Source organism: Roseateles sp. (genome assembly GCF_036404855.1).
Taxonomy (GTDB): domain Bacteria; phylum Pseudomonadota; class Gammaproteobacteria; order Burkholderiales; family Burkholderiaceae_C; genus Pelomonas.
In genome coordinates, this window is the sequence record NZ_DASWYS010000259.1 from 1 (window position 1) to 2,080 (window position 2,080).

Annotated in this window: 2 protein-coding genes and 1 pseudogene; all 3 read right to left on the reverse strand. The window is 66.4% G+C overall.

Annotated elements, in window-relative coordinates:
- A pseudogene (locus VGF12_RS16935) lies at positions 1-284 on the reverse strand (DNA polymerase III subunit delta); the annotation flags it as partial.
- Between the two features lies 1 nt (position 285).
- Positions 286-774, reverse strand: a complete 489-nt coding sequence (gene lptE / locus VGF12_RS16940; RefSeq protein WP_331177220.1) for an LPS assembly lipoprotein LptE — start codon at positions 772-774, stop codon at positions 286-288.
- Positions 774-2,080 (reverse strand): class I tRNA ligase family protein (locus tag VGF12_RS16945; RefSeq protein ID WP_331177221.1); only part of this gene is annotated, 1,307 nt, incomplete at its 5' end. The genes VGF12_RS16945 and lptE, both read right to left, overlap by 1 nt.

Sequence of the window (2,080 nt, forward strand, 5' to 3'; positions counted from 1 at the left end):
TCGGAGCCGTCCTTGCCCGGCTTGCCGGTCGGAATGCGGATCTCGATGAACTGGCGTTCGGCGAACAGGCTCATGGCCTGGGCGGCGGCCAGCACCGGCGCCCAGTCGAAATAGGCGCCGGAGACAGTGAAGATCTGCCGCTCGCCGAAGCCCTGGGCACGGGCGGCGGCACGAATCTGGTCGGCCGCCTCCTGGGCGAGCAGGGGCTCGTCGCCGTGGACGGTGTAGATGCGGGCCAGGCCCTTGTTGAGATGGGCTTGCAGGCCTTCGGCGCGCAGTTGCATCTCAGCTCGGGAGCTTGACCGCGGCGAGCCGGCGCATGACCTGAGCGATCGCATCGGAATGCATCGCACCGTAGAGGTTGGCAGCCTCCTGCTCTTTGGCCAGGGCGGTGCTTTCCGTGTAGTTCATGTCGCGCGACAGGCGCAGCTCCACCTTGGGCACCAGCAGCTCACCGGCTGCCGTACGGATCAGATAGTCGAACTGCAGGCGCAGTTGCCATTCACGCACCTGGCCCACACTGGTGGAGGCGACGACGGTACGGTCACGGAACTCATGCAGGGCCTCCAGCACAACCTGGGCGCGGGCCGGGTCGTCAAGCAGCTGTACCGGCGTGCGCTTGATCTGGCGCTTCAGGCCGGCAGCCAGCGGCGAGTCGGGCGGGAAGCCCGTCAACGCCAGCGTCTGGAAGCGCAGCTCCGGCTCCCGCCGCAACTCGAAGCCGCAACCGGCCAGGGCCGCGAGACCGATCAGCGCAAGGCGGCGGTCCATCATCAGACGACGATGTTGACCAGGCGACCGGGCACGATGACGACCTTCTTCGGCGCCTTGCCTTCGCTGAACTTGACGAACTCGGGGTTGGCCAGCGCTGCCGCCTCGATGGCAGCCTTGTCAGCACTGGCTGGCACCTTGACCGAGCCCCGCAGCTTGCCGTTGACCTGCAGCATCAGCTCGATCTCGTCCTGCACCAGTGCGGCCTCATCGACCGTGGGCCAGGGCGCATCGAGCAGGTCGCCAAGCTCGGCGGCAAAGCCCAGCTCCTGCCACAGCTGGTGCGAAATGTGCGGCGTGGCGGGATAGAGCACGCGCAGCAGCACCGAGAAGCCGTCGCGCACGGCGGCCGATTGCCCCTCCGCCTTGAAGCCTTCCAGCGCATTCAGCAGCTTCATCGCGCCGGAGACGACGGTGTTGTACTGCATGCGCTCGTAGTCGTAGCTGACCTGCTTCAGCACGTTGTGCACCTCGCGGCGCAGCGCCTTGCCGTCGCCGTTCAGCGCAGCGAAGTCCTTGCCGCCGGCCTTGATGGCGTCGGCATTGCGCACGCCGAAGTTCCACACCCGCTTCAGGAAGCGGTGTGCGCCCTCGACGGCCGCGTCGTTCCACTCCAGCGTCTGCTCCGGCGGGCTCGCGAACATGACGAACAGGCGAGCCGTGTCGGCGCCGTACTGGTCGATGAGGGCCTGCGGGTCCACGCCGTTGTTCTTGGACTTGGACATCGTCGTCATCTCGTATTCGAGACGCGTGCCGTCCTTCTTCAGCGTGGCGCCGGCGATGCCGCCCTTGTCGTCGTGGATGACGTCGATCTCGTGGTCCCAGTAGTAGTCCTTGCCGCCGCCCTCGGGCTTGTGGAAGAACGCGCCCTTGAGCACCATGCCCTGCGTCAGCAGCTTCTCGAACGGCTCGGACACGTCAATGAGCTTCAGGTCGCGCATGACCTTGGTCCAGAAGCGCGCGTACAGCAGGTGCAGGATCGCGTGCTCGATGCCGCCGATGTACTGGTCCATCGGCATCCAGTACTGGGTGCCGCCGGCGACCATCGCGTCCTCGTTCTTCGGGTCGCAATAGCGCATGAAGTACCACGACGAGTCCACGAAGGTGTCCATCGTGTCCGTCTCGCGCTTGGCCGGCTTGCCGCATTTCGGGCAGCCGACGTTCAGGAAGCCGGCGTGCTTGTTCAGCGGGTTGCCGCTGCCGTCGGGGATCAGGTCCTCGGGCAGCACCACGGGCAGGTCCTGCTCGGGCACCGGCACCACGCCGCAGTCGTCGCAATGGATGATGGGAATCGGCGTGCCCCAGTAGC

What these genes read in the sequence shown, in the direction of transcription:
- lptE (WP_331177220.1), bottom strand. Translation starts at nt 774, where the DNA reads ATGATGGACCGCCGCCTTGCGCTGATCGGTCTCGCGGCCCTGGCCGGT.